We start from the raw sequence: 26,873 nt of genomic DNA, 5'->3' as shown, positions 1-26,873 counted from the left end.
GCGCGCTGCGCCACGGTGCTACACTCGATTGAGCCAATGAGCGTTGGCGGTGTGTTTCCCGCCTGACGCCTCCGTGCCAGAACGCATGAGAAAGGAGACAAGCGATGGCTGACTTTCGACTCTGGTCCGACGACTTTCCGGGTAACGGCTTCATGCCGAAGGCGCAGGAGTTCGATGATCGTGCCTTCGGCGTCGATGGCGAGAATCTCTCGCCCGCGCTCCAATGGGACGCGCCGCCGCCCGACACCCAAAGCCTCGCCCTGACCGTCTACGATCCGGACGCGCCCACGGGCAGCGGCTTCTGGCACTGGGTGGTCGTCAACATCTCGCCTGACGTGCGCGCGCTCGCGCGCAACGCCGGCCGCGCCGATGGCAGTCTGCTGCCGCCCGGCGCCGTGCAACTGCGCAACGACTACGGCACGGTGGGCTTCGGCGGCGCCGCGCCGCCGCGCGGGGACAAGCCGCATCGCTACATCTTCCGCCTTCACGCGCTCAAGGTGCCGCAACTGCCCGTCACACCGGACACCACTAACGCCGTTGCGCGCTTCATGACGCATCTGAACGAACTGGACTCGACCACCTACGTCGGGCTCTACGAACTCAAATAAGGACTGAACCCGCAACAACAGTCCGACCCGGCGACGCGCGTGGCAACACGACGCCACGCGCGCGCCAACTTCTCACCCGATCTATCCGACAGCGCGCCAGGAGATGCGCGCCGTCCCACTTTTCGATGCCCACACGCACGCTCTTCGCCACACCTTCCCCCGCCACGCCGACCGCCGATCCCAACGATCCCGACAGCGGCCTGCCCATCCCGCAACGCTATTACGCGATCCTCGTGCTCGCGCTCGGCATCACGCTCGCCGTGCTCGACGGCGCGATCGCCAACGTCGCGCTGCCGACCATCGCGCATCATCTGCACGCAAGCGCCGCCAACTCGATCTGGATCGTCAACGCCTACCAGCTATCGGTGACGATCTCGCTCTTGCCGCTCTCCTCGCTAGGCGACCGCATCGGCTACCGGCGCATCTATCTGTGGGGGCTCGCGCTCTTCACGGTGGCCTCGCTCGGCTGCGCGCTCGCGACCTCGCTGCCCGCGCTCGCCGTCGCGCGCATGGTGCAGGGCTTCGGCGGCGCGGGCGTGATGAGCGTCAACACCGCGCTCGTGCGCATGATCTATCCGCGCGCGATGCTCGGGCGCGGCGTCGCCATCAACGCGATGGTCGTGGCCGTGGCCTCGGCCGTCGGCCCGACGCTCGCCTCGGGCGTGCTGTCGATCGCGTCCTGGCCGTGGCTCTTCGCGATCAACGTGCCGATCGGCATCGCCGCAATTGCGCTAGGCCTGCGCGCGCTGCCCGTCAACGAGCGGCATCCCGCACCCTATGACTATCTGAGCGCGCTGCTCAACGCGCTGGTGTTCGGCCTGCTGATCTTCGCCGTCGATGGTCTTGGCCACGGCGAAAACCATGCATGGATCGCGCTCGAATTCGTCGGGGCGATCGTGATCGGCTGGTATTTCGTGCGCCGCCAGCTGAGCCAGAGCGCACCGCTGTTGCCCGTCGATCTGCTCGCGAATCCGCTGTTCGCGCTCTCGATCAGCACCTCGGTCTGCTCGTTCTGCGCGCAAATGCTTGCGTTCGTGGCGCTGCCCTTCCTCTTGCAGGACACCTACGGATTTTCGCAGGTGCAGACCGGCCTGCTGATGACGCCCTGGCCGCTCGTGATCGTCGTCGCCGCGCCCGTCTCGGGCGCGCTCTCCGACCGCTATCCTGCGGGGATCCTGGGCGGCGTGGGGCTCGCGCTGTTCGCGCTCGGTCTGCTGTCGCTCGCGACGTTGCACGGGCAGCCCACCGACCTGGATATCTGTTGGCGCATGGCTTTGTGCGGCGTGGGCTTCGGCATTTTCCAGTCGCCCAACAACCGGCAGATTCTCTCCTCGGCACCGCGCGAGCGCAGCGGCGGCGCGAGCGGGATGCTCGGCACCGCACGACTGTCGGGGCAGACGCTCGGCGCGGCGCTGGTCGCGCTGGTCTTTGGCGTGGCGCCCCAACATGGGCCGACCGTCGTGCTCTATGTGGCGACGGCGTTCGCGGCGGCCGCGGCGGTCGTGAGCCTGATGCGACTCGTGCCGGGCCGCGCCACCCGGGCGCGCGGCTGATCCCGATCCGTTCCCACCGACACGGGCCGCCTCGTTTTTGCGGCCCGCACGCACTACCATGGGTTAACGGCGTGCCGCCTTCAGTCCGCCTGCTCTGGCGGCTTACGTCTGAGCACGCGTCGATGGCGACGGCGCCGCTGTCCTGTTCTTCTGGCGAGCCAACCCTCGCAAAGGGGGATTCCCATGTCCCTGATCGTCGCTGGCCGGTTCACGACCTTTCCCGCCGCCGAAGCCGTTGCTGAGAAGCTGTTCTCGCGCGGTTTCGTCGAAGAAGACGTCAACCTCTTTTTCGTCAATCCGCGCGGCCAACACGCGCGCCATACGCCCCATCCCGTGCATAACGCCGTCGCACCGCCGCATCGCGTGCGCAATCTGACGGCGGGCGCGGTGGCCGGCGCTGTCGTGGGCGTGGCGTTGTTCGGCGCGCTGCTGTCCGCTTCGCTGCCCTCGATCGTGATCGCGGCCGGCGTAGGCGCATGGATTGGCGCACGTATCGGCGCGGGCTGGCAGCGGCCCGCCGAGCACGAGGCGCGTGTCCATCACGAAACGCGCCAGTCGGGCGTGCTGCTGGCCGTGCATGTGAGCGCGGAGAATCAGGCGCTCGCGGCCGACGTGCTGCGCGAATCCGGCGCCGATGACGTCGAACGCGCCTCGGGCCAATGGCACGCAGGCCACTGGGCCGATTTCGATCCGACCGAAGCGCCGCATCCCTACGCCGAAGCGGGCGTGCAACGCGCCTGAGGCGCGCGGCGCGGGCAAAAAAACGGCGACTCGAAAGTCGCCGGGGGGTGAATCGTTGCGTCTCGCGCGCGCTGCATGGTTGGCACCGCGCGCATCCTCGAAACAGACTCAACTCGCCTTGCTGGTCGTACTGGGCGCTTTGTTCGCCTCGTCTGCGTTCGTCACGGCGGGCTTATCGGCCTTGGCGGCGGGCGCGGCGCTGCGCGCCTTCGCGGTAACCGACGCGGCCGTCGCCACGCTGCGCAGATCCGCCAGGAACGTATCGCGCCAGATCGAAAGATTGTTCTCGCGCAGCGACGCCATCATGTCTTCGTAGCGCGAGCGACGCTCCGCATGCGGCATCGACAGTGCACGCTCCAGCGCTTCGGCGGTCTGGTTCAGATCGTAGGGATTCACGACGAGCGAGCCCGGCATCTGCTCGGCCGCGCCCGCGAACTGCGAGAGCACCAGCACGCCCGGATCGTCGGGATTTTGCGATGCCACGTATTCCTTCGCGACCAGATTCATGCCGTCGCGCAGCGGCGCGACGTAACCCACTTGCGCCTGACGGAATAACGCCATGAGCAGATTGCGCTCGTATTTGCGGTTGAGGTACTGAATCGGCGTCCAGTCGAGTTGCGCAAAGCGGCCATTGATGCGCCCGGCCTCCCCTTCGAGATTGCGGCGGATCGTCTGATACGTCTGCACGTCGGAGCGCGTCGGCGGCGCGATCTGCAGCAGCGAGACGCGGCCATGCCAGCCCGGCCCGTTTTGCAGCATGCGCTCGAACGCCTGGAAGCGCTCGGCGAGCCCCTTCGAGTAGTCGAGGCGGTCGACGCTCATGATGAGCTTGCGCCCGCGCATGGCGTCGCGCAGGCTGCGCACCGGCTTGCGGTCGGTGAACTGCGTGGCCGCTTTCGCAATGGCGTCGGGATAGATGCCGATCGGGTACGCGCCCACTTTCAGGAAGCGGTCCCACGCGTGGACCATGCCGTCGTCGCTCGACGTGCCGTGGCCGCCGCGCTCGATGTAGTCGAGAAAGGCCTGGCGGTCGGCATCGGTCTGGAAGCCCACCACGTCGTAGTGGCACAGGAACTTCATCAGTTCTTCGTGCGGCGGCACCGAGCGCATGACTTCGGGCACTGGCAGCGGAATGTGCAGGAAGAAGCCGATCGGGTTCTTCACGCCGAGGTCGCGCAGGCAGCGCGCGAACGGGATCAGGTGATAGTCGTGGACCCAGATGATGTCGTCGGGCTCGATCAGCGGCTGGAGCTGGCGCGCCAACGTGACGTTCACGCGCAGATAGCCGCCGTACTCCTGACGCTCATAGCGCGCGAGGTCGTTACGGTAGTGGAAAGTCGGCCAGAGCGTCGTATTTGAGAAGCCCTTGTAGTACTGGTCATAGTCACGTCGAGTCAAACCGACCGTCGCGTAAGTGACGCTGCCCTGCTGTTCGATGGTCGGCGCAGCCGGTTCCGCGACAGTCTCGCCGCTCCAGCCAAACCATACGCCACCGGTTTCCTTGAGCGCGTCCAGCACGCCGACTGCGAGCCCGCCAGCGGCGGGACGCCCTTCCTGGGTCGGTGCAACGCGATTCGATACCACGATCAGTCTGCCCATTGCGGGTCTACCTCCTGTTTCGTTGGGTCCGGGGACGGTGCACTGTCATGTCACGCAAGATGCATGCCTCGGCGTTCCGATCTGGAGCGAAAATTTGTTTTGCGCGGCGCGCAAGCGAGAAAAAACTTCGCGAAATCCGGCGGGAACCGGTTCAATCGCGTCGCCAATTTCCGGGCTGCAGGGTGCTACGCGAGACACGGCGCCATGACGAAATCAGGCGTCCTGCTCCGAGCCGAGATCGCGCTGATATTCGATTCCCTCGGCGCGCGCGCCGCCCTGGTTGTGCTCGCCATCGGGCGGCACACCGGGCGCTGGGCGATTCTGCCCGGCCGGGTCATGGGCGTGGGAACTGGGCAGACTGCCAGCGTCGGGGGCGAAGTCGGCCGGATCGCTGGCCGGATTGCTGCCCCTCGCTTCACCGTCGCGCGGGCCACGTTTGCTCGAATGACGGCCGGATCGGCGCAATGCGGGATGTCTCATGTCGATGCCTCCAGCGGCAAGGCCGCCACGCGGCGGTGGGGTTTTTATAGTCTAGGGTTCGCCGCGTGAATTTGCCGGTAAATATGGCCAGGCGTTTGTAACCCGTACATAAAAAACTCGGGGCTCAGGCGCGGGACAGGCGACGGGCGCCGCGAGGGTCGGATGCTGCGTCGCCGCACGAGCGCTGTCCCGGGATATCGGCGAGCAGTGACGCGGCGAAACCGCGGTGACACGCCCAGCCGACCCAGCGCGCCCATCGCGCCCAGGCAGCCCGGCCTGCGCGCTGGGCCGTTCGTGCGACGTGCGCCCATTCTTCGCGCGCCTGCGCATGGGCAGCGATGCGTATCGCCGGATACAGACGCGGATCGACCGAGCGCGGCACTTCGCCCGGCTGCGGCGGCGGATCGCCAACCGGTGGCACGTCGGGCGGCATGGGCTGATCGGGCGGCGGATCGTCGGGTTGCGGGGTATGCGCGAGCCAGGGCTTCACGCGCAACGGATCGGATTGACCGGATGGTTTGTTGCTCGGCATCGCTCGCTCCTCGAAAGAGTCCAGGGAGAACCATGCAAGCGACATACCAGCGTGCGCCGCCCGGCGCGCGAGGCACCCGGCGGAGACAGGAGAAAACAGCGAGGGAAAACAGACAGGTGCGATTTACATCGCATGCAAGCAAGCGCCGCAGGACGGGCGCAGGCTTGCTTTCGAACGATGGCCGTTGCGTCAGCCCGCCACACGCGCGGGCGCTTCGCCCTTGCCGCCGGGGCTGCCCGACTCGTTGCCGTACTCGACGAGACGGTTGTAGAGCGTCTTCAGACTGATGCCGAGGATCTCCGCCGCACGCGTCTTCACGCCGCCACACTGATCGAGCGTGGCGAGAATCAACTGACGGTCGGCGTCGGCGAGCGAAGTGCCGAACGGAATCGTCACCGCCGTGCCGGCCACCGGCTTCGACAGCGAAATCTGCAACGGCACCGCCGCCGTGAGATCGCCGTCGTTGCCGGCCATGATGTGCGCGCGCTGCACGTAGTTCTTCAGCTCGCGCACGTTGCCGGGCCACGGATAGGAAGCCAGCGTCTCGCGCACGGCGTTGGGGAATTGCTTCTTCGTGCCGTGACGCTCGTTGAGTTCGTCGAGGAAAGCCTGGGCGAGCAACTCCACGTCCTTGCCGCGCTCGCGCAGCGGCGGCAGGTTGATCGGGAACACGTTCAGGCGGTGATAGAGGTCCAGGCGCAGCTTGCCGTCGGCGACGGCCTGCTCCGGGTCGCGGTTGGTCGCCGCGATCAGGCGCACATCGGTCTCGATTTCCTTGGTCGTGCCCACGCGCATGAACATGCCGGTTTCGAGCACGCGCAGCAGTTTCACCTGTAGCTCGATCGGCATTTCGGTGATTTCGTCGAGGAACAGCGTGCCGCCGTTCGCGCGCTCGAAATAGCCCTTGTGCTGGCGATCCGCGCCGGTGAACGAACCGCGTTCGTGGCCGAACATTTCCGATTCGATCAGGTTGGGCGAGATCGCACCGCAGTTCACGGCGAGGAATTCGTGCTTGCGGCGCAGGCTCAACTGGTGGATGGTCTGCGCGGCCACTTCCTTGCCGGTGCCCGACTCGCCCACCAGCATCACCGAAGCGGGCGTGACCGCCACGCGGCTGATCTGGTCGTAGACGTCCTGCATGGCCGGCGAATTGCCGAGCATCAGGCCGAAGCGGCCCATGCGGCGCAATTCGCCGCGCAGCGTGCCGATTTCGGCCTTGAGATCGCCCGCGCGCGGCAGGCGGTTCAGGATCGCCTTGACGCGCTGGAGATTGATCGGCTTGACCAGATAGTCGATCGCACCGTTCTTGAGCGCGTCGACGGCCGTCTCGACGGTCGCATGGCCCGTGATGACGACGAGCTCCACGCCCGAGCGCGGATCGAGATCCTGGAACAGATCCGTGCCGCTGCCGTCGGGCAGCTTCAGGTCGGTGAAGACGACATCGGGCATCTGCCGGATCAGCTGGATACGCGCCTCGCGCAGATCGCCCGCCTGTGCGGTGGTGAGCCCGTCTTCGCCCACCACGGCGGCCAGCGCTTCGCGGGTTTCTGCGTCGTCATCGACAATCAATACATGTGGCATCGCGTCTCGTCAGCCCTGAAAGGTGAATGGCTCCCATGCGCGACACGCACCGCGCCGCGAGCATGAGGGATGCGCCGGACGATTTCGCCCGACGCCGCAAGCTGGCGGCGCAACCGATTGCGCAGTGGAGTACGAAACGGTCGGGTACGTTCAAGACGGTGAGCGCACGGTTTTAGCTGCACTATCGCAACAATCCAGCGATCAACACGCAACCCGAACCTCGATTGTTGTAAATATCACTATTATAGACTTATTCGAGATAGCCCGGCACGCCGTTTGGTTGGCACGCCTCGACCCGCGCGTCTCGATTCACCGCGCATGACACGCGCATCATGCCCGACGCCACCCGCGACGCTCGCGCATTCGGGCGAGCGTCGGGCGGCGCAGACGTCAATGCCGCGTGGCGGAATCCGCGTCGCTTTGCGGGAAGGGCCAGGCGCCGTTGGCGTCCTCGCTCGCGCCCGGTGCGCCACGCCCGTGCATCGCCGCCTCGTCCATCGGCTTGCCCGCCGCCGCGCCGAATGCGCCATTGGCGCTCTCCGACAGCGCCCCGCCCTCGTCCTCCCAGCGACTCAGGTCACGGTGCATATGCTGCCGCTGCGCGCGATGGCGCTGCGACCAGCGCAAGGCCAGCATGCCGGCCGTCGCGCCGAGCGCACCCACGGCCATCAGCGTTCCGAATAGTCCAGGCTTGCTCTTCGACATATCGACTCTCCCAGTTTCGTCGCCCGACCTGCCGCGCTCCAAGGCGCGGCGCGCCCGGCGTTCCGGTTCGGCGCGATGCGTCCACGTCGTGCGCCGGGTCCAGGACCCGCGGGACATCGCCAATGCCCCACCTTTCCCTGCGCTATAACATAGACGCTCGCGCGCTACGCGAGTTGCGCAGCACGAGGCGTGCCAGCTGCGCACAAAATCGTCCGGCCTCGGCGAGAAGGTCGCCAGACGCCCATCCGCATGGGTCGGCGGCCCCTGCGATCCGGGCACGTCCATTGCCCTGTGGTGCGTCGCAGTGGTTAAATGTTTACGAGATGGAAACACTGCGACCGGCGGCGCGGCATCGGCCACGCCAGTCTGACCGGCCGCCGCCCGTCCTGAGCCGATTTTGAAGCCCGCGCACGAAGGCTGGTGCGCGCAACACCGCCGTACGTGAGCGCGCAGGCAGCAAACCGCGCGCAGGCGTGACGGCCTCGGGCCACTTACTCACTTTGCAGGACGAATACGCTATGGCGTCAATCGAGCCGGGCTCGCCCGCCGCCGAACGAGATGAACCGCGCGCCACGCGTGACGAGGGCGTTGCGCGCCGCAACGAGAAGGCCACCGCAAAAGGTAACGCGAAAAGTCGTGAATCGAGCCCTCAGGCAAGCCATGAAGCCAGCGCAGAACCGCGCGTGCCCGGCTTGCAATCGTACGGTCTGCTGTACGGTTCGTCGGCGATCATGCAGGAGCTCTATGCGCAGATCGAGCGCGTGTCGGTCACCGACGCCACCGCGCTGATCGTCGGCGAATCGGGCACCGGCAAGGAGCTGGTGGCCCGCACGATCCACGATCGCAGCGAGCGCCGCGACGGTCCCTTCATCGCCGTGAACTGCGGCGCGATCCCCGACGAACTGATCGAGGCCGAGCTGTTCGGCCACGAGAAAGGCAGCTTCACGGGCGCCGTGCAAGCGCGCGCCGGCCACTTCGAGCACGCGCGCGGCGGCACGCTGTTCCTCGACGAGGTCACCGAGATGTCGCTGTTGCATCAGGTGAAACTCCTGCGCGCGCTCGAATCCGGCGAGTACTTCCCGGTCGGCAGCAACGAGGCGATTCGCGGCGACGTGCGCATCATCGCCGCGACCAATCGCGACCCGGTCGTGGCCGTGAAGGACAACGCACTGCGCGAGGATCTGATGTATCGCCTCGCCGTATTCCCCCTGCGCGCGCCGCCGCTGCGCGAGCGCGAGCGCGACCGCGAACTGCTCGCGCAACTCTTTCTCACCGAGCTCAACGACGAGAGCGGCACGCAGAAGGTGTTCAGCAAGCGCGCGCTCGAAACCGTGCGCAACTGGTCGTGGCCCGGCAATGTGCGCGAGCTGAAGAACGCCGTGTACCGCGCCTTCATCCTCGCCGAAAAGCACGTAGAGATCGCCCATCCGCAACTCGTGCCGAAGGTGAAGAAGCCGGTCACCCAGGGCGACGCGATGAGTGTATGGATCGGCACGCCGCTCGCCGATGCGCAAAAGCAGATCATTCTCGGCACGCTCAAATACTGCGGCGGCGACAAGCGGCTCGCGGCACGCACGCTCGGCGTGAGCCTGAAGACGCTCTATAACCGGCTCGGCAGTTATGGCGCGGAGGACGGTGCGCAGGACAACGAAGCGCCTCTCATCGACGATGGTGAGAACGACGCCGAAGCGCGCGACGCGAGTTGATCGGCGCACCTCGATCCCACGCGATTTACGCTAAAAATGCGCAAAAAGGTCGTGTGCGCAATCATGTAATACGGTGAGGCGCACGACCTTTTGCAATTTCTTGCATTTTCCCTATCCCCTTTGTAAAGCTCATCCTGCACAATCCGCAGCACGAAATAGCGCCTGAGGTCATCACTCGAAGGCGCATCAAAACGTGCTGGAGCGTCGCGCTGGGCGGCCTTCAGCCGCCAGCGGCAGGGAATGAACATGCAAGAACAATGTGCCTTGGCGTGCAATGCGCCATCGACGGCACCGCGCAGCGCGCCTTCCAACGGCGCGGCACGGTCCCGCGGAAACCTCGCGGCCGCAGGCTGGCGACGCAGCGCAGCGCTCACGCTGCTCGTGGCCGCCGCGAGCCTCGCCTGCTCCGCGTGCGGCTCGCTCTACTCCGAAGGCGCGACGACGGGTGCCGGTATCGCCGGCGCGGCGATCGCCTCGAAGGTCACCAGCAATGCCTCGGTCGCAACCGGCATCGGTCTGGGCGCCGTGGCCGCCGCCAAAGCCGGCGTGCAGTACTCCGAGCGCGTCGTGCACCGCAATACCCAGGACAGCATCGCCAAGGCCGCCGGCCCGCTCGATGTAGGCGGCGTTGCGCCCTGGTCCATCGTCCATTCGTTTCCGATCGAAGACGACGAACACGGTCGCGTGACCGTGAGCCGCGCAATCAGCACCGGCGAGCTGGACTGCAAGGAGATCGTGTTCTCCGTCGATCACGACGCAACCAAGGACAAGGCCGCGACCAGCGCGTTCTACGTGGCGTCGGTGTGCCGCGACGGTCAGACGTGGAAGTGGGCATCGGCCGAACCCGCGACCGACCGCTGGGGCGCGCTGCAATGAGCGGCACGCTGAGCACTGCCCCCATCGGCACGCGCTCGCCTCGTGCGCGCCTCTTTGCCTGCACGGCGCTCGCGGCATTGTGCGTAGGCGTTGCGCTGGGCTCGAGCGGCTGTACGTCGATTGGCGCCGCCAGCGGTGCGGCGGCGGCGGCCGCTACCGGCATCGTGACGGCGAATCCGGCCATCGGCGTGGGCGTCGGTATCGCCGTGCAGGCGGCCACCGACGAAGCCGTCGCCCGCTTCATGAAGAGCATGCACGCCGACCAGCAGGAGATGATCGCCGAGACCGCCGGACGCCTGCCCGTGGGCGGCACCGACAGCTGGCGCATCAAGCACAAGCTGCCGGTGGAGAACGGTCACGGCCAGGTGCGCGTGACGCGCGCGTTCGCATCGGCGCTCGCGTTGTGCAAGGACTTCGCGTTCTCGGTCCAGGACGGCGAAGCGGCCAACGCACCCGAGCAGTGGTACACGGCCAGCGCCTGCCAGGACGATGGCGGCTGGAAGTGGGCCACGGCCGAGCCTGCCGTGGAGCGCTGGGGCGCGCTGCAATAAGCCCCGCCCAGAAAAAACGGTCGCCAAGGCGACCGTTTTTCATTGCCGGCGCGTAAAAATCATCGCACCGATTCGACGAGTTAATCAGGACTCCACGTCTTCCAGGCTGAAGATTTCCGACTGGTCGTTGTACGAGAAGATCTCGCCATAACGGCCCCAGTCGATCACGGTGTCGAGCGTCTCTTCAGCCGCGCCGTCCGAGAGGAAGTCTTCCAGCTCCTGCTCGAAGCGCACGCGCGGCGCACGATGGCCCGGACGCTCGTTGAGCACCTTCTTGATCCGCGCGGCGAGCGGCACGTGGCGCAGCAGATGTTCCGCGAACATCATCTTGCGCTCCTGGGTGCCGAATTCCGCGAACACGCGCGCGGGCGGCGTGAGCAGCACATCGCCTTCGCGCACGTCCGCGAAACCGAGGTACTGGAGCACTTCCGCGATCGGGAACAGATCGTCCACTTCCAGATGCAGCGAGCGGGCGATTTCCGGCATGTCGGCGCGACCGTGGTACGGCGCGGTGGCGAGCGTTTCGATCAGACCGGCCATCAGGTTGGTCGAGACGCGCGGCAGCCAGCTACCCAGCTCCAGCCCCTTCTTCGTGGTCTCGCCGGTCTGACGCGCGGTCATCTTCGCGTAGATGTCGTCGACCAGCTTGCGGAACGCCGGGTCCAGACGATTGCGCGGATGCTTGAACGGCACCTTGATCTCGGCGACCACGCGGCCAGGATTGGACGACAGCACGAGGATGCGGTCGCACATGAACACCGCTTCCTCGATGTTGTGCGTGACGATCAGGATCGACTTGATCGGCAGGCGCCCTTGCGTCCAGAGGTCGAGCAGGTCGGTACGCAGCGTTTCGGCGGTCAGCACGTCGAGCGCCGAGAACGGCTCGTCCATCAGCATCAGGTTCGGATCGACAACCAGCGCGCGCGCGAAACCGACGCGCTGGCGCATGCCGCCCGAGAGTTCGCGCGGATAGGCGTTTTCGAAGCCGTCCAGACCGATCAGGTCGATCGCGGCCAGCGCTCGCTCGCGGCGCTCGCGCGCACCCACGCCCTGGGCTTCGAGGCCTGCTTCCACGTTTTGCAGCACCGTGAGCCAGGGGAACAGCGCGAAGGTCTGGAACACCATCGCCACGCCTTCGGCCGGGCCGTCGAGCGGCTTGCCGCGCCACGTCACTTCGCCCGCCGTCGGCTCGATCAGCCCGGCGATGATGCGCAACAGCGTGGACTTGCCGGAACCGGAGCGGCCCAGCAGGCCGACGATCTCACCTTCGCGCAGCGACAGATTGGCGTCGTCGAGCACCAGCAGTTCGCCCTGGTTCTTGTTGAAGCCCCGGCACACGTTCTGCACGCGCAGGAGTTCTTCGCCGATGCGCGGCGGATTCGGAGCCGTTTGCACGTCGCCGTGCGCGGTGCTGAGAGTCTTGGGGTTTTGCATCGCCATGCCTTCGAATTTTTGATCGGTTTCGCTCAATCCAGCCGCAGCCGCGACTCGGCATGCGTATAGAGCGGACGCCAGAGCACGCGGTTGAACAGCGTGACGAACAACGACATCACCGCGATGCCGAGAATGATCTTGGGATAGTCACCTGCGGCGGTCATCTGCGCGATATACGCACCGAGCCCGTGCGCGGCGACCTTGGTGTCGCCCCACTGCACGAACTCGGCGACGATGCTCGCGTTCCATGCGCCGCCCGACGCCGTGATCGCGCCCGTGATGTAGTACGGGAACACGCCCGGCAGCATGATCTGACGCCACCACTGCCAGCCACGGATGTGGAAGTTCTTCGCCGCCTCGCGGTAATCATTGGGGTAGGCGCTCGCCCCCGCGATCACGTTGAACAGGATATACCACTGCGTCCCCAGGACGATCAGCGGCGACAGCCAGATGTCAGGGTTGAGGTGAAAGCGCACGATCACGATCACGAACACCGGGAACAGCAGGTTCGCGGGGAACGCGGCGAGGAACTGCGCGAGCGGCTGGATCTTCTCGGCGAGCGCCGGACGCAGGCCGATCAGCACGCCCAGCGGCACCCAGATGACCGAGGCAATCGCGATCAGCAGCACCACGCGCAGCAGCGTGATCAGGCCGAGCACGAGCACGTGCCAGACTTCGTCGAGCGTCACGCCGGTGCGCACATAGACCGCCACGCGCCACACCACGTAGACCGTCAGCGCGATCACGAACACGGCCCAGAGCGCATCGCCGAGCTTCGCGCGCAGGCCGCCTTGACTACCCTTCGCGGGCGCGGCGCTCTGCACGACCGGGAACGAGGGCAGCGCAAACGGCAGACGCAACGGCACGCGGGCGGCCTTGGAGAAGAACCAGCCAAGCGGCACCAGCAACCGATGAATCAGGTGCGTGCGGCGGATCAGGTCGAGCAGCCACGATTCCGGCGCATCGCCCGAACTCGTGTTCTCCATGCGGAATTTGTCGGCCCAGGCGACCAGCGGGCGGAACAGCAACTGGTCGTAGGCCAGGATCACGACGATCATCGCCAGGATCACCCAACCGATCGCGTGCATGTTCTTTTCCGTGATGGCCTGGGCCAGATACGCGCCAATGCCCGGCAGCGTGATCGTGTTGTTGCCCACCGTGATCGCTTCGGAGGCCACCACGAAAAACCAGCCGCCCGACATCGACATCATCATGTTCCAGATGAGGCCCGGCATCGAGAACGGCACTTCGAGCTTCCAGAAGCGCTGCCAGCCGGTCAGGTGGAAGCCCTTCGAGACTTCGTCCAGATCGCGCGGCACCGTGCGCAGCGACTGGTAGAAGCTGAAAGTCATGTTCCAGGCCTGGCTCGTGAAGATCGCGAAGATCGCCGCGAGTTCGGCCCCCAGCACGCGCGAGGGGAACAGCGCGAGGAAGAACGTGACGGTGAACGAGATATAGCCCAGCACCGGCACCGACTGAAGGATGTCGAGGATCGGCACGAGCACGAGGCCCGCGCGGCGGCTCTTGGCCGCGAGCGTGCCGTAGCCCAGCGTGAAGATCAGCGAGGCGACCATCGCCGCCAGCATGCGCAGCGTCGTGCGCATCGCGTATTCGGGCAGGTTCGTCGGATCGAGCGAAATCGTCTGCGTCTTGAGCGTGGCAATGGGCGCCATCGTTTCGTGGAAACCGACGGCCGCCATCGCGATCAGGCAGATGATGAGCGGGAACGCGACGAAGTCCCAGCGATTGGGCAGCACACGCCACGCCGAGACGTTGGCCGTGCGATTGAGGTTGAAGCTGAAGTCCATTCAGGCGCCCTCACCGCGTTGCGGCAGACGAACACAACAAACAACGGCACTGCGCGAGCGCGCGCAGCGAGGAACGGCGAAGGGGAAAGGCAAGACGCATGGACTCGGTAATTCGTTAGCGTGGATGACGCGCCCAGGCCAGCGCCGCAGGCCTGGCTTGCTCAGGAACGGCACGACACTACTACAACAATCGTGACACATTCAACCTTGCACCCCGTTCTGTACAATCCGCCCGAAAGCCCCGCCAGACGGGGCTTTCGGGCGGCTTTCGACGGCATTCCTGCGACCTTCCAGCCCGGGATGCCCATTTCGTTGCGACCACCGCAATCCGGTATGCAAAGCGCACCAAAACAGCGCGCTGTCGCGCGTTGGCGCACCGTTTCCAGCTTCTCCCCCGGCATTCGGGAGTTAAAATCGTGTCGCGGCAAGGCTCGCTGACGTAAGACGCTCTCACAGGATGCCGCGCCACGACGCCGGGCTACCCGCCCGCCCACCATCGCACTCACCCACCAGAAGGCCGATGAACAGGAGACTCTTGCGTCAGGCTGCCGGACCCGTCGGGGTCGTGGTGGTCGCGCTCGTCTGCTGGTTGTGCGCGGGCTGGCTCGCCGACCGCATGGTGCGTCAGGAACTCGACGCCGCACTCGCCTCGCAGCGCCAGATGACCCGCTCGGTCGTCGACAACATGGCCGAGGTCATCGCCAGCGATCTGTCGATGTCGCGTGCCATCCCCGCGACGATGGCCGAAACCCACATCGTTCAGCAGGCGCTCACCACGGCCGCGCATTATGCCGCCTCGCGCGCCTCGACGGAACTGGCGCGGCGCGAAGAGCTGCAGCACGTGGGCGGCCTCGTCGACGTCAACCGCTTCCTGCATGACGCCCAGGGCTTCTCCGGGCTCGACGCCATCTGGCTCGTGAACGCCAACGGCATCTGCATCGCGTCGAGCAACGCGATGGAAAAGATCTCCTACGTGGGCGTGGACATGCGCCCGCGCGCCTATCTGAGCGACACGCTGCTGGGCGCCTTCTCCGAAACCTACGGCGTGGGCACCTCCAGCGGCGAGCCCGGTATCTTCGTGGCCGCGCCCGCCTACGACGACGGCCTGCTGGTGGGCGCCGTGGTCGCCAAGGTCAGCATCGCGCGGCTGCGGCACTGGGTCACGCATCCGGGCACTTTTGTGTCGGACAGCAACGGCGTGATCGTGATGGCGCACGATAGCGGCATCGAAGGGCTCGCGATGCCGGGCTCCCATGTCGAAGAGATGAACGCCGTCGATCGCGTGAACACCTATCTGCGCGAGCGCTTCAACGAGATTTCGCTACAGAGCGCCGCGCACGCGGCGACCACCCAGGCGCCGTGGATGCCCGAGCAGGCTGCGCAGTCGCTCGTCGATTTGCCTGGCCAGCGCGGGCCCTCGCTGTATGAGGAGCGCGGCGGGCTCAATTCGGGGCTGTCGGCCCATCTGGTCGATCCGCTCAGCGCGTGGCCCGAGTTGCTCGCCAATCATCGGCGCGACCGTCTGCTGATCTTCCTGACGCTCGCGGGCTCGGCGGCGCTCGCGGCCGTGATCTCGATTTCATGGGTGCGCGAGCGACGGCTGCACCGCGCGAGTCGCGATCTCGCCGGGCAGTTGCAGGCCGCCAATGCGCTGCTCGCTGCCGAGGCGCGCCATGACGCGCTCACGGGCGCACTCTCACGCCGCTATTTCCTCGACCTGCTGCGCCGCGAGATCGACACCGCCTACGCAAGCGGCAAGCCGCTGTGCATGGCGATCGCCGACCTCGACCACTTCAAGCAGATCAACGACCGTTTCGGCCACCCGGCCGGCGATCGCGCGCTCCAGCATTTCGTGGAGACGTGCCGCGCCGAACTGCGCTCGGACGACGCGGTCGGGCGTCTGGGCGGCGAAGAATTCGGCATCCTGCTGCCCGCCACCGCGCTGCAAACCGGCCACGATGTCATCGAACGGCTGCGCCGCGAAGTGAAGGCGAGCCGTTGCGCCGGGTTGCCGGCCGACGCCAACCTGAGCGTGAGTATCGGCATTACCGAGCTTGCGTCCTCCCAGGATCAGCCCGAGCGCCTGATGAGCCGCGCCGATCTCGCGCTCTATATGGCCAAAGCGGGCGGTCGCGATCGCTGCGAGGCGATGACCGCCGATGGCGCCGTGCCGCCGCGCACCGCCGCCGAGACGTGGTGAAAAAAGCGCTGATGCCGTAACACGCGGAAAGCCGCGGGGCATGGTGCAGTGCAGGACTCGGCCAGGGCTTTGGCCTCCAACGCGGTATCATCGGTCAAACGGGGTGCGCAAGCCGTCGACATTTGCGCGCGCTGCATCATGCGGCGCGCGTGCCGATGCACGTGAAGGCACGCGTGGATTCACGCATGAAGCGACACGTGCCGCGCACCGTAGTCACAGCACATTGAGGAGGCATGCATGAAGGGAAATCTGGTCATCGTCTGTCGCGATCAGGATGCTCTCGCGTTCGACCAGTTGATGGTCGAATACGGGGCGTTTCAAACGCGCCTGTCATCGACCGCGTGGTACCTGAAGCTCGAAGCCGCGCCCGAGTTGGTACAGGAAGAGATTCTGGCCCGCCTCGGCAAGTACACGACGCACTACATCTTCGAGGCCGGCAGCGTGACCTACAACACCGTGGACAACGAGGCCGCCGCGGCGCTCGATACGCTGTTTTCGGTTTGATACCGCGTTGATGCTGTATTGATTTGATGCTGCGCCCGCACGACGCGGGCGTTTCCAGCACCCTCTCCCCACCGGCGCTTCAGTCAGAAGCGACCTCTCCAGCAAAGCGCCGCGAGGCGCTCACCAGATCTGCGCCGCCTCGGCGACCGTGCGCTCGACGACTTCGAACGGAAACGTCATGCGTACCGCAAGGCCGCCGCTCTCGCCGTTGCCGATGACGATCTCGCCACCCGCGCGACGCACCAGCCGCTCGACGATCGCGAGCCCAAGGCCACTGTGGCCATTGCCGCCGCGCGCCGGATCGAGCCGCACGAACGGCCGGCTCGCCTGCGTGAGATCCTGATCGGAAATCCCTTTGCCGTGATCGCGCACGCACAGCGTGAAGCCGTCCGCGCCCCGCGACGTTTCGATCACCACGGGCGGCGCGCCGTAGGCGTGCGCGTTGTCGAGCAGATTCGACACCACGCGGTCGAGCGTGGCCGCGGGCAGCCGGAAATCGGGCCCCGCCTTGAATCGGCGCTCGATGGCGAGCGTTTCGCCGCCCACCGTGCGGTAATTACGCGCGATGCGCTCGCATTGGTCGTCCACCTCGCGCGGCTCGCTGCGGTCCGCGCCATCGTGCGCGAACACCAGGAACTGGTCGATGATGTGGGCCATCGAGTCGACGTCGCGCACCACGCCATCACGCACCTTCTGCTCGTCCATCATCTCGGCGCGCAAACGCAGACGTGCGAGCGGCGTCTTGAGGTCGTGCGCGACGCCCGCGAGCATCACGGCGCGATCCTTGTCGGTCTGCTCGACTTCCTTGACCATCGTGTTGAAACCGCGCGTGAGTTGACGCAGCTCGCGCGGCCCGCGTTCGGGCAGCGGCGGCACCGGCTGGCCGCGGCCAAAGCGCGCGACTCCGTTGGCGAGCGCCCGCAATGGCTTCTGCACCATCCACGCCGCCACCAGCGCAGCCGCCAACGCCGCCGTGAAGATGATGACGAACCACGGCGCGCGGTCCATTGGCCGCATCATGCGCAGCGGCTGGCCCGGCACCACGATCCAGCGGGCGTCGCCCGGCCCCTTGACCCACAGCGTGGGCGGACGGCCCGGCAGACCCGCGCGCACCTCGGTGCCCGGCGGCATGCGATCGCGCATGTCGTCGATGAAGCGACGCAGCGGCTCGGGATAGTCGCTGCGCAGCGCGGGCACGTCGGGGCTATCGGGTGCGATCACCTGCACGCGCGACGGCAGCGGCTGGTCGGGCTCGCGCTCGACGTGCTGACGCACCGCATCGACGAGGAACATGGCCTCTTCGACCGCGTAACGCGTTTGCATCTGGTCGCGCTCGAGGCGCATGAGCGCGAACCACGCAACGTGGGAGAGCAGCAAAACGCCGATAAAGAGCAGCGCGAGCCGCCCGAACAGCGAATCAACCGGCTGGCGCATGACTGCCCTGTTCACCGTCCGGCACGAACACATAGCCGCGGCCGCGTACGGTCTGAATAAAGCGCGGCGTGGACGGATCGGATTCGAGGATGCGGCGCAGACGCCACACCTGCACGTCGATGCCGCGGTCGGTGCCGTCGTACTCGGGACCGTGCAGCAGTTCGAGCAGGCGCTCGCGCGTGAGCGTGCGCATCGGATGATTGACGAAGATCTTCAGGAGCGCGAATTCGCTGCCCGACAGCATGATGGGCTTGCCTTCCTGCTGCAGCGTGCGCGACTGGAAGTCGAGCGTGAAGCGGCCGAACGAGAACGGCTCGCGCTGTTCGGGCGCGGCCGCCGACGGCACCGTGCGGCGCCGGCGCAGCACGGCCTGCACGCGGGCCAGCAGCTCGCGCGGGTTGAAGGGTTTGCCGAGGTAATCGTCGGCGCCGAGTTCGAGACCGACGATGCGATCCACGTCGTCCGCGCGCGCGGTCAGCATGATCACGGGAATGTCGTCGCCCGACGCGCGCAGCTTGCGCAGCGCCGTGAGCCCGTCCACGCCCGGCATCATCAGATCGAGCACGATCAGATCGGGACGCTCTCGCTCGAGGCGGCGCTCGAGCGAGCCCGCGTCGTGCAGCACCGACACTTCCATGCCTTGCCGAGCCAGATAGTCGCGCAGCAGATCGCGCAGTTCGACGTCGTCATCGACGACCAGAATTTGAGTAGCCATGGGACGAAGTTTAACGCGCGGGTGAGGGCCGTTTGCTTACACGGGGCGGCTTTGGGTTACGAGAAGTTACCGCGAAAGGCGCGTGTAATGTCGCGTAATCACAACGGGGCGAGCCGTAACACGCGGGGCGCGACCGGTCTATACGCTAGGGACACCGGTTGCGGACGCCCGCATCTTTCGCAAAGGCGCCGTGCCTTACCGGACCAAACCTTCAAGGATTTGTCAGGAGCATCACCATGTACAAGACCCCTTCGCGCCTTCTCGCGATCGCCGCTGCCTCGCTCGCTCTTACCATCGGCGCCACGGCGGCCCACGCCCAGACGCCTCCGCCGCCCCCGGGCGGTCCCGGCATGATGCACGGTCCGCATGGCGGCCCGGGCATGCACGGCGACTTCATGATGGGCGCCAAAAAGCTGCACGACAAGCTCAACCTGAACGCCGCGCAGGAAAAGCAATGGCAAGCCGCCGTCGACACGATGAAGCAAAACGGCGAAGCCATGCGCAAGAACCATGAGCAGGTCAAGCAGCAGTTCGATGCGATGAAGAACCAGCCGATCCTCGACCTGAACGCGATGCACAACACGCATCAGCAGATCGAACAGCAGGAAGCGCAACTGCGCGAGCAGACCGCGCAAGCCTGGCTCGCCTTCTACAACGGCCTGAACGATCAGCAGAAGACCACCGTGAGCTCGGCGCTCAAGGAGCACTTCGCGAAGATGGAGCAGCGTCACGAGAAGATGCACCAGCGCTGGGAACAGCATCGCAAGGGCCCGGCTTCGGCACCGGCTGCGCAATAAGCGGCAACACGCTGCAATGCGCCGCAATAAGCGTCTGACCGTTTGAGACGCGTTGAGCGGACGTTGGCGGACAAAAAAACCGCCGCGGGACTCACATCCCGCGGCGGTTTTTCTTTGGCGGCGCTTGTTGTTGCGCTCAGGCCGTGACGCTCAAGCTACGTCGAACAGCAGTACCTCGGCTTGCTCACCGTGTGCGAGCGTCACCGTCGCTTCGGCGTCGATCATCGCCGCGTCGCCGGCGTTCAGGCGCTCGCCGTTGATCTCCAGCGTGCCGCGCGCGACGTGCACATAGGCGCGCCGCCCAGCCGCCAGCGCGTAGTCCGCGCGCTCGTCGCCGTCGATCAACGCCGCGTGGATCGACGCGTCGGTCTGCACCGTCACCGAGCCGTCGCGCCCGTCGGGCGAGGCGATCACGCGCAGGCGGCCGCGCTTGTCGGCGTCGTCGAAACGCTTTTCCTCGTAGCCAGGCGCCCCACCTCGTTCGGTCGGCAAGAGCCAGATTTGCAGCAGGTGCGCTTCTTCGTCCTTCGAGGCGTTGAACTCGCTGTGCATCACGCCGGTTCCCGCACTCATGCGCTGCACGTCGCCGGGGCGGATGGTCGAGCCGTTGCCCATGCTGTCGCGGTGCGCGAGCGCGCCCGAGAGCACATAGGTGACGATCTCCATATCCCGATGGCCATGCGCGCCAAAGCCGCGCCCGCCCGCGATGCGGTCGTCGTTGAGCACGCGCAGCGCGCCGTAGTGAACGTGCGCTTCGTCGAAATAGTCCGCGAACGAGAAGCTGTGATACGAGTCGAGCCAGCCGTGGTTGGCATGGCCGCGTTCGTCGGCGCGTCGGATGGTGAGCATGGGGATTCTCCGGTCAATCATGTCGATGCCCCAAGGTAAGGGCGAAGTGCCGCCAGGACAATCCGCGGCAATGCACCGGATCGTTTCGCCAGCAACATCAATCGGGGCGCAATTGGCGCGATTGCGCCGGGATTGCGGCATTGACCCACCGGCGCGCGAGCGTCTGTCAGAGAGAAGCCACAGGCGATGGGAGAACGAACCGCGCGGGCGTGCGCTTCGGGTAAAATACCGCGCTTTTCGGCCGGCGCCACCGTCCGCGCCCTCGCGCGGCCCTACGCACCAGCCGGACGCATGCCGGTCGAGCGACACCACGCGTGTCCGACCCGCATTTTTGATCGCCTAGAATACGGCGGCGCCCGGTCAAGAGCCGGCCCGTGGGCGAGCAGCCCGCGCCGCGCCGGCATCGCTGCCGGCGCTCGCCAGACGGTTTCTTCGCCGCACCCACGCGAATAGCCGCGCCCGTATCAGCCATGCATGGGACCGAAGTGCGTGCTACAGCACGCGCCCGGGCTCGACAGGAGAAAGATGAAGAAGTTTGCAGTGGGCGTCGCGCTCGCCCTGGTTGCCGTGAGCGCCGCAGCCAAAGAGTGGAAAACTGTGCGCATCGGCGTCGACGCGAGCTATCCGCCGTTCGAATCCAAGGCCACCAACGGCCAGATCGTCGGTTTCGACGTCGATCTGACCAAGGCGCTGTGCGCGCGCATGAACGTGAAGTGCGTCTGGGTCGAAAACGACCTCGACGGCATCATTCCGGCGCTCAAGGCGCGCAAGTTCGACGCGATCATTTCGTCGCTGACGATCACGCCGCAGCGCCGCCAGCAGATCGACTACTCCGACAAGATGTTCGACGCGCCCGCGCGCATGATCGCGCGCACCGGCTCGCCGCTGCTGCCGACGCCCGAGTCGCTCAAGGGCAAGAACGTCGGCGTCGAACAGGGCTCGACCCAGGAAGCGTATGCGAAGGTTCACTGGGCGTCGAAGGGCGTGAACGTGGTCTCGTATGCGAACCAGGACCAGGTGTATCAGGATCTGATGTCGGGACGTCTGGACGCGACGCTGCAGGACGAAGTGCAGGCCGACTACGGTTTCCTCAAGACGCCGCGCGGCAAGGGCTTCGGCTGGGCCGGCCCGGAAGTCGAGGATCTCGCGACGATCGGCGACGGCACGGCCATCGGCCTGCGCAAGGACGACGCCGACCTGAAGGCGAAGTTCAACGTCGCACTCGCCTCGCTGCACAAGGACGGCACGTTCGACAAGATTGCGAAGCAGTACTTCGACTTCGACATCTACAAGGGTAAGTAAGCCGGGCGGAACGAAGGCAAGAGCAGGCAAACGCGGGCCAAAGCGCGCCAGCCGCATGCGTTCACGGGGGCCTGCCCCGATAGACCGCGCGAAGCCTTCGTATACAGTGGCAGCCACGCGCCCCCCGGGGCTTCGGACAGCACCACGCACTAACCAGCGCACCAACGGGAACGCGGCCAGCCATGCCGGCCGCGCATGAACGGCAATTGAACCGCGGCAGCGACTGCCGCGTCTTTCGCGGGACGCGCTCCACGTTTTCGAGGGCGCCCGTCAGGGACTCACCTATGTTTCTTCAAGGCTACGGCCCGCTGATCCTCGCCGGCACCTGGCAGACCGTCAAGCTCGCCGTCCTCTCGCTCGTGCTGTCGTTCGTGCTCGGTTTGCTCGGCGCGGCGGCGAAGCTCTCGAAAAACCGCATCGTGCACGGCGCGGGCACGGCCTACACCACGATCATTCGCGGCGTCCCCGATCTCGTGCTGATGCTGCTGCTGTTCTACAGCATCCAGATCTGGCTGAACATGGTCACCGACCACTTCGGCATGGACCAGATCGACATCGACCCGTTCCTCGCAGGCGTGATCGTGCTGGGCTTCATCTACGGCGCCTACTTCACCGAGACCTTCCGCGGCGCGTTTCTCTCGGTGCCGCGCGGCCAGCTCGAAGCGGGCCACGCCTACGGCATGACCAACTGGCAGGTGTTCACCCGCGTGATGTTCCCGCAGATGATGCGCTTCGCCCTGCCCGGCATCGGCAACAACTGGCAGGTGCTCGTGAAATCGACGGCGCTCGTCTCGATCATCGGTCTGGCCGATGTCGTGAAGGCCAGCCAGGACGCCGGCAAGGGCACGCTGCGGTTCTTCTTCTTCACGTTGCTCGCGGGCGCAATCTATCTCGTCATCACGACCGTCTCGAACTTCGTGCTCATCTATCTCGACAAGCGCTACTCCACCGGCGTGCGCAAAGCGGATCTCTGAAGCGACTCAGGCACAGGACAAGGCCAACGACAATGCAAGACCTGATCCAGCTGATCCAGCAATACTGGCGCAACTATCTCTACACCGACGGCTATCACTTCACCGGCGTCGCCATCACGGCGTGGCTGCTGGTGATTTCGATCGGCCTGGGCTTCTGCCTTTCGGTGCCGCTCGCCGTCGCGCGCGTCTCGAAGAAGAAGTGGCTCTCGGGCCTCGTGTGGCTCTACACGTATATCTTCCGCGGCACGCCGCTCTACGTGCAGTTGCTGCTCTGCTACACGGGCCTCTATAGCCTCGACATCATCCGCAATCACGAGCTGACGAGCGCGTTCTTCCGCAGCGGCATGAACTGCACGCTGCTCGCGTTCACGCTCAACACCTGCGCGTACACCACCGAGATCTTCGCGGGCGCCATCAAGGCCACGCCCTATGGCGAGATCGAGGCCGCGCGCGCCTACGGCATGTCGCCCTTCACGCTGTATCGACGCGTGATCCTGCCGTCGGCGCTGCGCCGCGCACTGCCCTACTACAGCAACGAAGTCATCCTGATGCTGCACGCGACCACCGTGGCGTTCACGGCTACCGTGCCCGACATCCTGAAGATCGCGCGCGACGTCAATTCGGCCACGTATCAGTCGTTTGGCGCCTTCGGCATCGCCGCCATGCTGTACCTGATCATTTCTTTCACGCTCGTGTGGCTGTTCCGCCAGGCCGAGCGCCGCTGGCTCGCATACCTGCGACCGCAAGGCAAGTGAGCCATCGAGGTCCTAGATGAATTCCCAGAAGCAAAAACTTTTCGTCGATTCCATCCACAAGCAATACGGCGACAACGAAGTCCTTAAAGGCGTTTCGCTCAAGGCGAACGCGGGCGACGTGATCAGCGTGATCGGCTCGTCCGGTTCGGGCAAGAGCACGATGCTGCGTTGCATCAACTTCCTCGAGCAGCCGAACTCGGGCCGCATCTTCGTCGATGGCGAAGAGGTGCGCACCAAGGCCGACAAGCGCACGGGCGCGCTCCAGGCCGCCGACGTCAAACAATTGCAGCGCGTGCGCACCAAGCTCGCCATGGTGTTTCAGCACTTCAACCTGTGGTCGCACATGAGCGTGCTCGAGAATGTGATCGAAGCGCCGGTGCATGTGCTCGGCCTCTCGCGCAAGGAAGCCGAAGACCGCGCGCGCGTCTATCTGGAGAAGGTCGGTCTCGCGCCGCGCGTGGAGAAGCAATATCCCTCGCACCTCTCGGGTGGTCAGCAGCAGCGCGTGGCGATTGCGCGCGCGCTCACGATGAACCCCGACGTGATGCTGTTCGACGAGCCCACCTCCGCGCTGGACCCGGAACTCGTGGGCGAAGTGCTCAAGGTGATGCAGAAGCTCGCCGAGGAAGGCCGCACCATGATCGTCGTCACGCACGAAATGGGTTTCGCGCGCAACGTGTCGAACCATGTGATGTTCCTGCATCAAGGCCGCGTGGAAGAGGAAGGCGTGCCCGCCGAGGTCTTCGCCAACCCGAGCAGCGACCGTCTGCGGCAGTTCCTTTCGGGCAGCCTCAAGTGACCCACCCATGAGCGGCTACGCCATGTAGTCGACTACATCCGCCAACTTGCGATGTAGTAAAAGTAGTATTTCAAGGCGCTTTCAGCGCCTTTTCTTTTGCCCTTCAATACCATCGTCAAAGCCCGGTTTTTGACGCCGAAATCACGCTTTTCGCATTACTCCTCCCTGTACCGCCCGTCAATAGTGGCAATCCTGAATCGGCCCCATCAAGATCCATGTGTGCCTTGTCCTACAAGGATTTAGACATACTTTTCAGATTGCCCTGACCACCATCCAGGAAGCACGTATGGCAATTTGACGACACCCGCCAAGCCGCGCGCGATTTCGTTCGCCAGCACGGACCTTTTTTGCTAAATTAGTAACCAAAGTAGCAAAACAAAGTTCATTAAAAGTAGTTTCACTTCAAATAAGAACGGGAGATGCCAGTCAACCAGGGGATCTGCATGACGACTCGAACAGGTTGTCCTGCTCGCATCGTTCCGTAATGCCGATCCCTCGGGTCACACTCCCTTACGCGACTATTTCTGTCCGCAGCACCCCGAAGGCGCGCGGACGTCTTTCGCAGTACTAAGGTTGACTCTTTGACAGGGTATGGAGGAGAAGATGAAGAAAGCATTGCTCGCCGCAGCACTGATGTCGGCTGGCGTCCTCGCGCATGCGCAAAGCAGCGTGACGCTCTATGGCCGCCTCGACGCGGGTATCGCATACATGAATGGCGTTGGCACGGGCGGCGGCACGGGCGCTGCGACCAGCGGCAAGAGCCAGGTTCAGCTCGAAAGCGGCTACTGGGGCACCAGCCTCTGGGGCATGAAGGGCGTTGAAGACCTCGGTGGCGGCAACAAGGCGCTCTTCCAGTTGGAAGGCAGCTTCAGCACGGCAACGGGTCAAGGCCCGGGTAACGGCGGTCTCTTCAATCGTTGGGCAACCGTCGGTATGGCCAACGACAACTTCGGTACCCTGCTGCTGGGTCGCGAACTGTTCATCTCGAACGGCATTTGGGACTTCGACCCGTTCGGTCAGTCGAACTGGTCGTCGGCGTCGCTCGTGCGTGGCCGCAACTGGCCGCAGTCGAGCAACAACATTTCGTACCAGTCGCCGAAGTTCTACGGCTTCGACGTGTACGGCCAATACTCGTTCTCGAACGCCACGAGCTGGAACGGCAACGGCACGACCACGCAAGGTCGTGAAGACGGTATCCAGCTGACCTACACGAACTCGCTGTTCCAGGTTCGCGGCCTGTACGACGAAATCCGCAACCCGAACAACGGCACGCTCGGCGGCGCTTACGATCCGACCGGCGTGAACTCGGGCAACACCGGACAAGGCGTGTTCGCGTTCTCGCGTGACTACATGGCGATGGTCAACGTGTTCCTCGGACCGTTCAAGGTTCAAGGCGGCTACGAAGCGGTTCGCTCGGCCGGCATGACGGGTCAGCTGATCGGCCAGCCGACCACGCTCGATCACGAATGGGGCGGTGTGACGTGGCAAGCCACGCCGGCAGCCGCGCTGATCGCGGCGGTCTACCACGTCAACGCGAACAACGGCGGCGGCAACGCCACGCTGTACACGGTTGGCGGCTCGTACAACCTGTCCAAGCGCACGCTGCTCGACCTGCAGGTTGCCACGGTGCAGAACAGCAAGACGGCCAACTTTGGTCTGAATGCCAACAACTACGGTACGTCGGCTGCAACGGGCAACCCGCTCGTCGGCCACAGCCAGACCGGCGTGTACGCAGGCATTCAGCACTCGTTCTAAGCGTCTGCCTGGTGTAGATGCTTCAACGAGTGTAGACAGAACAGCTACATCGACGTTTTCACGCTGCTGCGAGAGGCGCGTATCGGTGCGGTGTCCGAAAGGATATCGCACCGTTTTTTATTGTGGGGACGGGCCGTGCGAGCGGTGCCGTCCCCTTCTTTCATTTGAGCTTCCTGAACGACGGCTTAGACCGCCGCTTCGTTCTCTTCGCCGGTACGGATGCGGATCACGCGCTCGACGTCAGTGACGAAAATCTTGCCGTCGCCGATCTTGCCGGTACGGGCCGCGCCGATGATCGCGTCGATCACCTGGTCGCTCTGGTCGTTCGCGACCACCACTTCGATCTTCACCTTGGGCAGGAAGTCCACCACGTATTCGGCGCCACGGTAGAGCTCCGTGTGGCCCTTCTGGCGGCCGAAGCCCTTGACTTCCGTGACGGTCAGGCCCGTGAGGCCCACTTCGGCGAGCGCCTCGCGCACTTCGTCGAGCTTGAACGGTTTGATGACGGCGGTAATGCGTTTCATGGCGATCCTCGTCTGGTATCGGGTTATCTGCGTGAATAAGTAAAAGCGGCTATGGCGTCATTCTACGCTGTGCGCGCGAGCGTCCCGGCGC

At 65.3% G+C, this 26,873-nt stretch carries 25 protein-coding genes; 14 read left to right on the top strand and 11 right to left on the bottom strand.

The features are described from left to right. Nucleotides 1–104 precede the first annotated feature (104 nt). The 3 genes from U5782_RS06165 (at nucleotide 105) to U5782_RS06155 (ending at nucleotide 2,902) form a co-directional block, all read left to right on the top strand. Nucleotides 105–608, top strand: coding sequence for a YbhB/YbcL family Raf kinase inhibitor-like protein (locus U5782_RS06165; protein ID WP_322042932.1), 504 nt, complete (start codon nucleotides 105–107; stop codon nucleotides 606–608). 125 nt (nucleotides 609–733) lie between these two features. Further along, nucleotides 734–2,161: an MFS transporter gene (locus U5782_RS06160; RefSeq protein WP_322042931.1), complete on the top strand. Its 1,428-nt coding sequence runs from the start codon at nucleotides 734–736 to the stop codon at nucleotides 2,159–2,161. 183 nt (nucleotides 2,162–2,344) lie between these two features. Further along, entirely contained in the window at nucleotides 2,345–2,902 is a 558-nt protein-coding gene (locus tag U5782_RS06155) for a hypothetical protein (RefSeq protein WP_322042930.1), read from the top strand. A 108-nt stretch (nucleotides 2,903–3,010) separates the two neighbouring features. On the opposite strand, the gene otsA is transcribed toward U5782_RS06155, so the two are convergent. From otsA to U5782_RS06130, 5 genes are all read right to left on the bottom strand, one after another. Continuing rightward, nucleotides 3,011–4,501, bottom strand: a complete 1,491-nt coding sequence (otsA, locus tag U5782_RS06150; protein WP_322042929.1) for an alpha,alpha-trehalose-phosphate synthase (UDP-forming) — start codon at nucleotides 4,499–4,501, stop codon at nucleotides 3,011–3,013. A gap of 213 nt (nucleotides 4,502–4,714) precedes the next feature. After that, a complete protein-coding gene (locus tag U5782_RS06145) occupies nucleotides 4,715–4,981 on the bottom strand; it encodes a hypothetical protein (RefSeq protein WP_322042928.1) in 267 nt (88 codons plus the stop codon). Nucleotides 4,982–5,105: 124 nt separating this feature from the next. After that, complete coding sequence (locus U5782_RS06140; RefSeq protein ID WP_322042927.1) at nucleotides 5,106–5,513, bottom strand: hypothetical protein; 408 nt, start codon at nucleotides 5,511–5,513, stop codon at nucleotides 5,106–5,108. A gap of 189 nt (nucleotides 5,514–5,702) precedes the next feature. Next, on the bottom strand, nucleotides 5,703–7,094 hold the full coding sequence (locus tag U5782_RS06135) for a sigma-54 dependent transcriptional regulator (protein ID WP_322042926.1): 1,392 nt from the start codon (nucleotides 7,092–7,094) through the stop codon (nucleotides 5,703–5,705). A gap of 390 nt (nucleotides 7,095–7,484) precedes the next feature. After that, complete coding sequence (locus U5782_RS06130) at nucleotides 7,485–7,799, bottom strand: hypothetical protein (protein ID WP_322042925.1); 315 nt, start codon at nucleotides 7,797–7,799, stop codon at nucleotides 7,485–7,487. Between the two features lie 518 nt (nucleotides 7,800–8,317). Between U5782_RS06130 and U5782_RS06125 the strand changes: the two genes are divergently transcribed. The 3 genes from U5782_RS06125 to U5782_RS06115 all read left to right on the top strand — a co-directional run bounded on the left by U5782_RS06125 (nucleotide 8,318) and on the right by U5782_RS06115 (nucleotide 10,932). Next, complete coding sequence (locus U5782_RS06125; protein WP_322042924.1) at nucleotides 8,318–9,505, top strand: sigma-54 dependent transcriptional regulator; 1,188 nt, start codon at nucleotides 8,318–8,320, stop codon at nucleotides 9,503–9,505. A 240-nt stretch (nucleotides 9,506–9,745) separates the two neighbouring features. Then, nucleotides 9,746–10,381 carry a hypothetical protein gene (locus U5782_RS06120; RefSeq protein ID WP_415914255.1) on the top strand — a complete coding sequence of 212 codons (636 nt, stop codon included), beginning with the start codon at nucleotides 9,746–9,748 and terminating at the stop codon, nucleotides 10,379–10,381. Continuing rightward, the gene (locus U5782_RS06115) at nucleotides 10,378–10,932 is read left to right on the top strand and encodes a hypothetical protein (protein ID WP_322042922.1); all 555 of its coding nucleotides are present in this window, start codon (nucleotides 10,378–10,380) and stop codon (nucleotides 10,930–10,932) included. Before U5782_RS06120 ends, U5782_RS06115 begins: the two co-directional genes overlap by 4 nt. 84 nt (nucleotides 10,933–11,016) lie before the next feature. Here the strand turns inward: U5782_RS06115 and U5782_RS06110 are convergent, their stop codons facing one another. Together U5782_RS06110 and U5782_RS06105 are read right to left on the bottom strand one after the other, a co-directional pair. Then, nucleotides 11,017–12,366 (bottom strand): nitrate/sulfonate/bicarbonate ABC transporter ATP-binding protein, encoded by a 1,350-nt coding sequence (locus U5782_RS06110; RefSeq protein WP_322042921.1) that lies wholly within the window; start codon nucleotides 12,364–12,366, stop codon nucleotides 11,017–11,019. Between the two features lie 32 nt (nucleotides 12,367–12,398). Continuing rightward, entirely contained in the window at nucleotides 12,399–14,174 is a 1,776-nt protein-coding gene (locus U5782_RS06105) for an ABC transporter permease subunit (RefSeq protein ID WP_322042920.1), read from the bottom strand. Nucleotides 14,175–14,694: 520 nt separating this feature from the next. On the opposite strand from U5782_RS06105, the gene U5782_RS06100 reads away from it, so the two are divergent. Together U5782_RS06100 and U5782_RS06095 are read left to right on the top strand one after the other, a co-directional pair. Next, a complete protein-coding gene (locus tag U5782_RS06100; RefSeq protein WP_322042919.1) occupies nucleotides 14,695–16,374 on the top strand; it encodes a diguanylate cyclase in 1,680 nt (559 codons plus the stop codon). Nucleotides 16,375–16,611: 237 nt separating this feature from the next. Beyond that, nucleotides 16,612–16,878 carry a hypothetical protein gene (locus tag U5782_RS06095; protein WP_027816578.1) on the top strand — a complete coding sequence of 89 codons (267 nt, stop codon included), beginning with the start codon at nucleotides 16,612–16,614 and terminating at the stop codon, nucleotides 16,876–16,878. 120 nt (nucleotides 16,879–16,998) lie between these two features. Here the strand turns inward: U5782_RS06095 and U5782_RS06090 are convergent, their stop codons facing one another. Both U5782_RS06090 and U5782_RS06085 read right to left on the bottom strand, forming a co-directional pair. After that, nucleotides 16,999–18,312 carry an ATP-binding protein gene (locus U5782_RS06090; protein WP_322042918.1) on the bottom strand — a complete coding sequence of 438 codons (1,314 nt, stop codon included), beginning with the start codon at nucleotides 18,310–18,312 and terminating at the stop codon, nucleotides 16,999–17,001. Then, the gene (locus U5782_RS06085; RefSeq protein ID WP_027816580.1) at nucleotides 18,296–19,027 is read right to left on the bottom strand and encodes a response regulator; all 732 of its coding nucleotides are present in this window, start codon (nucleotides 19,025–19,027) and stop codon (nucleotides 18,296–18,298) included. Before U5782_RS06085 ends, U5782_RS06090 begins: the two co-directional genes overlap by 17 nt. A gap of 236 nt (nucleotides 19,028–19,263) precedes the next feature. Here U5782_RS06085 and U5782_RS06080 point away from each other — a divergent pair, with 236 nt between their 5' ends. After that, nucleotides 19,264–19,824 carry a periplasmic heavy metal sensor gene (locus U5782_RS06080; protein ID WP_322042917.1) on the top strand — a complete coding sequence of 187 codons (561 nt, stop codon included), beginning with the start codon at nucleotides 19,264–19,266 and terminating at the stop codon, nucleotides 19,822–19,824. Nucleotides 19,825–19,974: 150 nt separating this feature from the next. Here U5782_RS06080 and U5782_RS06075 read toward each other — a convergent pair whose 3' ends face one another. After that, complete coding sequence (locus U5782_RS06075; protein ID WP_322042916.1) at nucleotides 19,975–20,673, bottom strand: pirin family protein; 699 nt, start codon at nucleotides 20,671–20,673, stop codon at nucleotides 19,975–19,977. A gap of 525 nt (nucleotides 20,674–21,198) precedes the next feature. On the opposite strand from U5782_RS06075, the gene U5782_RS06070 reads away from it, so the two are divergent. From U5782_RS06070 to U5782_RS06050, 5 genes are all read left to right on the top strand, one after another. After that, nucleotides 21,199–21,975, top strand: a complete 777-nt coding sequence (locus tag U5782_RS06070; RefSeq protein WP_322042915.1) for an ABC transporter substrate-binding protein — start codon at nucleotides 21,199–21,201, stop codon at nucleotides 21,973–21,975. 284 nt (nucleotides 21,976–22,259) lie between these two features. After that, entirely contained in the window at nucleotides 22,260–22,949 is a 690-nt protein-coding gene (locus U5782_RS06065) for a histidine ABC transporter permease HisQ (RefSeq protein ID WP_322042914.1), read from the top strand. A gap of 41 nt (nucleotides 22,950–22,990) precedes the next feature. After that, nucleotides 22,991–23,704 carry an ABC transporter permease gene (locus tag U5782_RS06060; RefSeq protein WP_322043088.1) on the top strand — a complete coding sequence of 238 codons (714 nt, stop codon included), beginning with the start codon at nucleotides 22,991–22,993 and terminating at the stop codon, nucleotides 23,702–23,704. A 16-nt stretch (nucleotides 23,705–23,720) separates the two neighbouring features. After that, nucleotides 23,721–24,503, top strand: a complete 783-nt coding sequence (locus U5782_RS06055) for an ABC transporter ATP-binding protein (RefSeq protein ID WP_322042913.1) — start codon at nucleotides 23,721–23,723, stop codon at nucleotides 24,501–24,503. A 603-nt stretch (nucleotides 24,504–25,106) separates the two neighbouring features. Then, nucleotides 25,107–26,258, top strand: a complete 1,152-nt coding sequence (locus U5782_RS06050; RefSeq protein WP_322042912.1) for a porin — start codon at nucleotides 25,107–25,109, stop codon at nucleotides 26,256–26,258. 185 nt (nucleotides 26,259–26,443) lie between these two features. Here the strand turns inward: U5782_RS06050 and U5782_RS06045 are convergent, their stop codons facing one another. After that, complete coding sequence (locus U5782_RS06045; protein WP_027816588.1) at nucleotides 26,444–26,782, bottom strand: P-II family nitrogen regulator; 339 nt, start codon at nucleotides 26,780–26,782, stop codon at nucleotides 26,444–26,446. Nucleotides 26,783–26,873 lie beyond the last annotated feature (91 nt).

The sequence above is a fragment of the Paraburkholderia sp. J67 genome (assembly GCF_905220265.1).
GTDB lineage: Bacteria > Pseudomonadota > Gammaproteobacteria > Burkholderiales > Burkholderiaceae > Paraburkholderia.
This window is presented reverse-complemented; position numbering and strand designations above follow the sequence as displayed.

Bases quoted from the DNA above. Each gene is read 5' to 3' on its own strand.
- U5782_RS06160 (WP_322042931.1), top strand. From the start codon at position 734: ATGCCCACACGCACGCTCTTCGCCACACCTTCCCCCGCCACGCCGACC.
- U5782_RS06090 (WP_322042918.1), bottom strand. From the start codon at position 18,312: ATGCGCCAGCCGGTTGATTCGCTGTTCGGGCGGCTCGCGCTGCTCTTT.
- U5782_RS06055 (WP_322042913.1), top strand. From the start codon at position 23,721: ATGAATTCCCAGAAGCAAAAACTTTTCGTCGATTCCATCCACAAGCAA.
- U5782_RS06095 (WP_027816578.1), top strand. From the start codon at position 16,612: ATGAAGGGAAATCTGGTCATCGTCTGTCGCGATCAGGATGCTCTCGCG.
- U5782_RS06070 (WP_322042915.1), top strand. From the start codon at position 21,199: ATGAAGAAGTTTGCAGTGGGCGTCGCGCTCGCCCTGGTTGCCGTGAGC.
- U5782_RS06165 (WP_322042932.1), top strand. From the start codon at position 105: ATGGCTGACTTTCGACTCTGGTCCGACGACTTTCCGGGTAACGGCTTC.
- U5782_RS06100 (WP_322042919.1), top strand. From the start codon at position 14,695: ATGAACAGGAGACTCTTGCGTCAGGCTGCCGGACCCGTCGGGGTCGTG.
- U5782_RS06120 (WP_415914255.1), top strand. From the start codon at position 9,746: ATGAACATGCAAGAACAATGTGCCTTGGCGTGCAATGCGCCATCGACG.
- U5782_RS06145 (WP_322042928.1), bottom strand. From the start codon at position 4,981: ATGAGACATCCCGCATTGCGCCGATCCGGCCGTCATTCGAGCAAACGT.
- U5782_RS06140 (WP_322042927.1), bottom strand. From the start codon at position 5,513: ATGCCGAGCAACAAACCATCCGGTCAATCCGATCCGTTGCGCGTGAAG.
- U5782_RS06050 (WP_322042912.1), top strand. From the start codon at position 25,107: ATGAAGAAAGCATTGCTCGCCGCAGCACTGATGTCGGCTGGCGTCCTC.
- U5782_RS06105 (WP_322042920.1), bottom strand. From the start codon at position 14,174: ATGGACTTCAGCTTCAACCTCAATCGCACGGCCAACGTCTCGGCGTGG.
- U5782_RS06085 (WP_027816580.1), bottom strand. From the start codon at position 19,027: ATGGCTACTCAAATTCTGGTCGTCGATGACGACGTCGAACTGCGCGAT.
- U5782_RS06045 (WP_027816588.1), bottom strand. From the start codon at position 26,782: ATGAAACGCATTACCGCCGTCATCAAACCGTTCAAGCTCGACGAAGTG.
- U5782_RS06135 (WP_322042926.1), bottom strand. From the start codon at position 7,094: ATGCCACATGTATTGATTGTCGATGACGACGCAGAAACCCGCGAAGCG.
- U5782_RS06080 (WP_322042917.1), top strand. From the start codon at position 19,264: ATGTACAAGACCCCTTCGCGCCTTCTCGCGATCGCCGCTGCCTCGCTC.
- U5782_RS06065 (WP_322042914.1), top strand. From the start codon at position 22,260: ATGTTTCTTCAAGGCTACGGCCCGCTGATCCTCGCCGGCACCTGGCAG.
- otsA (WP_322042929.1), bottom strand. From the start codon at position 4,501: ATGGGCAGACTGATCGTGGTATCGAATCGCGTTGCACCGACCCAGGAA.
- U5782_RS06155 (WP_322042930.1), top strand. From the start codon at position 2,345: ATGTCCCTGATCGTCGCTGGCCGGTTCACGACCTTTCCCGCCGCCGAA.
- U5782_RS06110 (WP_322042921.1), bottom strand. From the start codon at position 12,366: ATGCAAAACCCCAAGACTCTCAGCACCGCGCACGGCGACGTGCAAACG.
- U5782_RS06115 (WP_322042922.1), top strand. From the start codon at position 10,378: ATGAGCGGCACGCTGAGCACTGCCCCCATCGGCACGCGCTCGCCTCGT.
- U5782_RS06075 (WP_322042916.1), bottom strand. From the start codon at position 20,673: ATGCTCACCATCCGACGCGCCGACGAACGCGGCCATGCCAACCACGGC.
- U5782_RS06130 (WP_322042925.1), bottom strand. From the start codon at position 7,799: ATGTCGAAGAGCAAGCCTGGACTATTCGGAACGCTGATGGCCGTGGGT.
- U5782_RS06125 (WP_322042924.1), top strand. From the start codon at position 8,318: ATGGCGTCAATCGAGCCGGGCTCGCCCGCCGCCGAACGAGATGAACCG.